Below are 5,504 nucleotides of genomic sequence, written 5' to 3' on the forward strand. Positions count from 1 at the left end.
GGCACGCTCGACGAGGAGCTCCCCGAAGAGCTCCACGCCGAGCTCGTGTGGGCGGTCGCGGCCGCCCTGGACCGGTGGATGGCCTCGCGCGCCGACGGGCACGCCGACTCCCGCGCCCTCGTGCGCGCGGTGATGGCGCGGCTGCTGGGCGCGCCCGGCGCGCCTTGAGGGCCCGCGCGCCCCGATCCGGATCGCCCCCCAATTCTTGGACACAGCTGTCCACGAATTGGTAGGCTGGTAACGCCCCGGCGGACCAACCCGCGGGCGCTCACAATGAAGTGGAGGAAGCGCGGATGAGCACAATCACAATCGCCGGGGCGACCGGGTACCTCGGGCGGCACCTCGTCGCGGAGTTCCACCGCCGCGGCCACACGACCACGGCGATCGTGCGGGACGCCGAACGCGCCCGCTCCGCCGGGCCGTGGGGCGCCCCGTCCCTGGACGGCCTCGTGGACCACTGGATCGTCGGGGACGTCACCGACCCCCGGACCACGGCCGGAGCCGCCGCCGGGAGCGACCACGTCGTCTCAGCGCTCGGCGTGACCAGGCAGAACGCGGATCCGTGGACGATCGACAACCTCGCCAACAAGGCGGTCCTCGCCTCGGCCCTGCGCCACGGGGCCAACTCCTTCACCTACGTCAACGCCCTCGGCGCCGAGCGCTGCCCCACCCGGCTCACCCGCGCCAAAACCGCTTTCGCGCGCGCCCTCGCCGGATCCGGGATCACCGCGCAGATCATCAACCCGCCCGCCTACTTCTCCGACATGATGGCCCTCCTGTCGATGGCCCGCCACGGCCTGGTCGCCGTCATGAGGCGCGAGGCGCGGATCAACCCCGTGCACGGGGCGGACCTGGCCCGCTACATCGCCGACCGCGTGGAATCGGGGGACGCCGGGCAGTGGGACGTGGGCGGCCCCGACACCCTCACATGGGAGCAGTGGGCGCGCACGGCGTTCCACGTCCTGGGCAGGCGGGCGCGCGTCGTCACCGCGCCCCGATGGCTCGTCGGCCCCGCGGTCCGGGCCACGGCAATGGCCAGCCCCCGCAAGGGCGACACTGCCCGCTTCGCGGTGTGGAACATGCTCCACGACTGCGTCGCGCCGGCCACGGGGACGCACCGCCTGGCCGACTTCTACGCCGAGTACGCGCGCGGGCCGCGCTGAGGGCACGATGCGCAGAGGCCGGGCGGTGGAGGCGGGACGGCGGCCCGGCGCACGCCCCGGACGCGGCGCCCCCACAACGAGAAGCGGGAGGGCCGCTAGACCCTCCCGCAGGAGTACCCCCAACCGGATTTGAACCGGTGTTAACGCCGTGAGAGGGCGTCGTCCTAGGCCGCTAGACGATGGGGGCCCATCACCCGGAACCCATGCGGAACCGAGCCGTACCCCCAACCGGATTTGAACCGGTGTTAACGCCGTGAGAGGGCGTCGTCCTAGGCCGCTAGACGATGGGGGCCTTCCCGGCGATCGCTCGCCGGGTGGCTGGGGTACCAGGACTCGAACCTAGAATGGCTGAACCAGAATCAGCTGTGTTGCCAATTACACCATACCCCAATGTGGGATCGCCGCTTCCCTTGCGAGCCGCGGGCGACAGGTAGAAACCTTAGCGCACCCCCACGGCGAAACCAAATCCGCAGGAAGTGGCACCCCTCACGGATCAGGCGAGCGCCTCGCGGAGCGCCCGCAGACGCGCCAACGACGACTCCCGGCCCAGGATCTCCATCGACTCGAAGAGCGGCGGGGACACCTGGCGGCCCGTGACCGCCACGCGCAGGGGCCCGAAGGCCAGCCGCGGCTTGATGCCCATCCCATCGACGATCCTCTGGCGCAGCCCCGCCTCGAGGCGGTCCGTGGCGAACTCCTCCGTCCCCAGGCCCTCGACGAAGGCGATGGCCTCGTCGAGCACCTCCCCCGCGTTGTCCTTGAGCTTGGCGACCGCCTTCGCGTCCACCTCCAAGCCGGAGTCGGAGACGAAGAGGAACCCCAGCATCCCCGACGCCTCGCCAAGCACCTGCATGCGCGTCTGGACCAGGGGGGCCGCCTCGGAGAGCACCTCCTGCTCGCGGGGGGCCAGGGCGCCGAAGGAATCAGCGGACACGAGCCCGTCGCGGTGCAGGAACGGCACCAGGCGGTCGCGGAAGTCCGCCCCGTCCAGCAGGCGGATGTGCTCGGCGTTGATGGCAACGGCCTTCTTATGGTCGAAGCGGGCCGGATTCGGGTTCACGTCCGAGATGTCGAAGGCGCCGACCATCTCCCGCATCGAGAAGACATCCCGGTCGGGGGCGATCGACCAGCCCAGCAGGGCGAGGTAGTTGTTCAGGCCCTCGGGCACCATCCCCGCTTCCTTGTGGAGCAGCAGGTTCGACTCGGGGTCGCGCTTGGACAGCTTCTTGTTCCCCTCGCCCATCACGTAGGGCAGGTGCCCGAAGCGGGGCATGGCCCCTGCGACGCCGATGGCCTCCAGGGCCCTGTACAGCGCGATCTGGCGGGGGGTCGACGACAGCAGGTCCTCGCCGCGCAGCACGTGGGTGATCCTCATGAGGGCGTCGTCCACGGGGTTCACCAGCGTGTACAGGGGGTGCCCGTTGGCGCGCACGATGACGTAGTCGGGGACGGACCCCGCCTTGAAGGTGATCTCACCGCGGACCAGGTCCGTGAAGGTGATGTCCTCGTCGGGCATACGCAGGCGCAGCACGGGCTGGCGCCCCTGGGCGCGGTAGGCGGCGACCTGCTCGGCGCTCAGGTCCCGGTCGAAGCCGTCGTAGCCGAGTTTGGGGTCCTCGCCCTTGGCGCGGTGGCGCTCCTCGACCTCCGCGGGCGTCGAGTAGGACTCGTAGGCGTACCCCGCCTCGAGCAGGCGGGCGGCGACATCGCGGTAGAGGCCCATGCGCTCGGACTGGCGGTAGGGGCCGTAGGGGCCGCCCTTGCCGACGCCCTCGTCCCAGTCCAGGCCGAGCCACTGCAGCGACTCGATGATCTGGTCGAAGGACTCCTGGGAGTCGCGGGCCGCGTCCGTGTCCTCGATGCGGAAGACGAAAGTGCCGCCCGTGTGGCGGGCGTAGGCCCAGTTGAACAAGCACGTGCGGACCATTCCGACGTGGGGGGTCCCCGTGGGCGAAGGGCAGAATCGGACGCGCACGTCGGCGCCGGTTGCGGTTGTTTCACTCATGATTGCCCAATCCTACTCCAGCGCCGCTGTTGCGAAGGCCCACCAGTCGGTCCGGCGCTGCGCCGGGGAGGGGGCGGCAATAGGCTTGTCGCGCCCGACGCCGCCTATCCGAGGAGCAGCCTTGACAGTCCGCACTTTCACCGACGCCCAGCTCTACCGCACCGGCTCCCTCAAGTGGACGGGCGTGACGCGCTCGGACGGCTCCCCCACCATCGGCGCATGGGTCGCGGAGATGGACTTCGGGACGGCTCCGGAGGTGGCGGCCGCCATGAAGGGCGCCATCGACGACGGCCTGCTGGGCTACCAGCCGCCCTGGCTCGAGGGCGCGGTCGCCGAGGCCACCGCCGCCTTCCAGCGCCGGCGCTTCGGCTGGGAGGTGGAGCCCGGCCAGGTGCGCCTGGCGGCCTCGGTGCTGCCCGCCTTGGAGGCCACGATCCGCCACTTGGCGCGCCCCGGCTCCCCCGTCGTCGTCCCCACGCCCGCGTACATGCCCTTCCTCACCATCCCCCCCAGGCTCGGCCACCCCGTCATCGAGGTCCCCTCGCTGCGCGGGACCCGCGCGGGCGGGCACGGATGGGCCCTCGACCTGGAGGGCATCCGCGCCGGGCTGGAGGCCGGGGCGGGCCTGGTCGTCCTGTGCAACCCGTGGAACCCGACGGGCCGGGTCCTGCGCAAGGAGGAGCTGCGCGCCCTGGCGGACGTCGTCGGGCAGTACGACGCCCTGGTGTTCTCCGACGAGATCCACTCGCCCCTGGTCCTCGACGAGGACGTCCCCTTCGTGCCCTACGCGTCGCTGAACGGCTCCTGCGCGGCGCACACGGTCACGGCGACGGCCGCCTCGAAGGGGTGGAACATCGCGGGCCTGCCGTCGGCGCAGGTGATCCTGCCCGACGAGGCACTGCGGGCGCGCTGGGACGCCTTCCGCGACGAGGTCGCCCACGACGCCACCGTCATCGGCACCGTGGGCGCCATCGCCGCCTACGAGAAGGGCGGAGCGTGGCAGCGGGAGGTCAAGGACCTCATCCGCGCCAACGTGGATCTCGTGGAGTCCCGCCTGTCCGGCTCCCCCATCGACTTCGTGCGGCCCGAGGCCACCTACCTGACGTGGTGGGGCTTCGAGGGCGTGGACCTGGGCCGCCGCTCCCCCTCCGCCGTGCTGCGCGACGAGGCGGGCGTCGCCGCCAACGAGGGGCTGACCCTTGGCGCCGACTACTACAAGTGGGCGCGGATCAACCTGGCCTGCGCCCCCGACGTGGCGCGGCGGATCGTGGACGGCGTGCTGGCCCTCGACGCCCTCCGCTAGCGCGGGCCCTTCCCGCAGCGGTCGCCCGGTGGTCCAAAATGCGTCTGGGCTTCGCCGCGTTCCAGGGGCACCAGGGCGCGCTGTTCCAAAATGCGTCTGAGTTCGACGCTATCTGGCCGATTCCTGCGATTCCGGGCAGACTCAGACGCATTTTGGACCACCCAACCCACAAGCCCCCGGAATCGCCCGAGACTCAGACGCAATTTGGACCACCAGGAGTGGCGGACGGCCGGAACTACGGTGCGTGGGAAGCGCCAGCGGAGCAGAGGCGCTCTTATGGGGCGTCCTCTTCCCGCTGGGGGTGGAATGGGTCGCACAAGCGCGCGGGGCTGGCCATCGGGCGGGGCCCTACGGCCAGCGCCCCCTCGGTCCCGGCCGACGGGGAGCCCCCTGCGCCGGGGCAGCCGCTCGCACTAGCGCGTCCCCCCGAGGCCCCCGGCCCAGCAAGAACCCCTAAGCCGCCAGTGCGGCCTCGATGCCCACGCGCACAGTCTCCCCCGCCCGCGCCGCCGCCTCGACGACGAGGCCAGGATCCGTCGGGGCGGCGGCGAAGGACAGGTCGGACACGACCGACATCCCGGCGACCCGCACGCCGAGCGCGTGCAGGGCCAGGGCCTCCATGACCGTGGACATGCCCACGCAGTCGACCCCCATGCCCGCTAGGGCGCGCGTCTCGGCGGGGGTCTGGTACTCGGGGCCGCGCAGGATCGCGTAGGTGCCCTCGCGCTGGCACGGGCCGCGCAGCGCGGCTGTCAGCTCCGGGTCCCACACCGCCGACACGTCCAGGAAGAGTGGGCCGTCGAAGGGCGAGGCGCCCGACAGGTTCATGTGGTCGGTGACCGCCATGACGTCCCCCAGCTGCCAGTCGCGCAGGCAGCCGTTGGCATTGGTGAGGACGGCGCGCTCGACCCCCGCGCCCGCCGCCGCCCGGGCGAGGGCTGTGACGGGCCGGGGCCCGTGGCCCTCGTACAGGTGGGTGCGCCCCGTCGCCACGAGGACAGGGCCCGAGGCGTGGTCGTAGACGCGCACTTCG

4 protein-coding genes and 3 tRNA genes are annotated in these 5,504 nt (G+C 71.9%); 2 read left to right on the forward strand and 5 right to left on the reverse strand.

Translation table 11 applies throughout. The features are described 5' to 3' along the window. Positions 1 to 293 precede the first annotated feature (293 nt). Positions 294 to 1,163, forward strand: a complete 870-nt coding sequence (locus BH719_RS02805; RefSeq protein WP_009743227.1) for an SDR family oxidoreductase — start codon at positions 294 to 296, stop codon at positions 1,161 to 1,163. A gap of 114 nt (positions 1,164 to 1,277) precedes the next feature. Here the strand turns inward: BH719_RS02805 and BH719_RS02810 are convergent. From BH719_RS02810 to gltX, 4 genes are all read right to left on the reverse strand, one after another. Continuing rightward, a tRNA-Glu gene (locus BH719_RS02810) sits at positions 1,278 to 1,350 on the reverse strand. 32 nt (positions 1,351 to 1,382) lie between these two features. Further along, positions 1,383 to 1,455, reverse strand: a tRNA-Glu gene (locus tag BH719_RS02815). Positions 1,456 to 1,478: 23 nt separating this feature from the next. Beyond that, positions 1,479 to 1,553 (reverse strand) — tRNA-Gln (locus BH719_RS02820). A gap of 103 nt (positions 1,554 to 1,656) precedes the next feature. After that, complete coding sequence (gene gltX, locus BH719_RS02825) at positions 1,657 to 3,168, reverse strand: glutamate--tRNA ligase (RefSeq protein WP_009743228.1); 1,512 nt, start codon at positions 3,166 to 3,168, stop codon at positions 1,657 to 1,659. Between the two features lie 121 nt (positions 3,169 to 3,289). Between gltX and BH719_RS02830 the strand changes: the two genes are divergently transcribed. Continuing rightward, positions 3,290 to 4,471, forward strand: a complete 1,182-nt coding sequence (locus BH719_RS02830; protein WP_009743229.1) for a MalY/PatB family protein — start codon at positions 3,290 to 3,292, stop codon at positions 4,469 to 4,471. A gap of 453 nt (positions 4,472 to 4,924) precedes the next feature. On the opposite strand, the gene BH719_RS02835 is transcribed toward BH719_RS02830, so the two are convergent. Next, on the reverse strand, positions 4,925 to 5,504 hold a 580-nt coding region (locus tag BH719_RS02835), incomplete at its 5' end, for a purine-nucleoside phosphorylase (protein ID WP_009743230.1).

It is taken from the genome of Pauljensenia hongkongensis (assembly GCF_001746855.1).
Lineage (GTDB): Bacteria > Actinomycetota > Actinomycetes > Actinomycetales > Actinomycetaceae > Pauljensenia > Pauljensenia hongkongensis.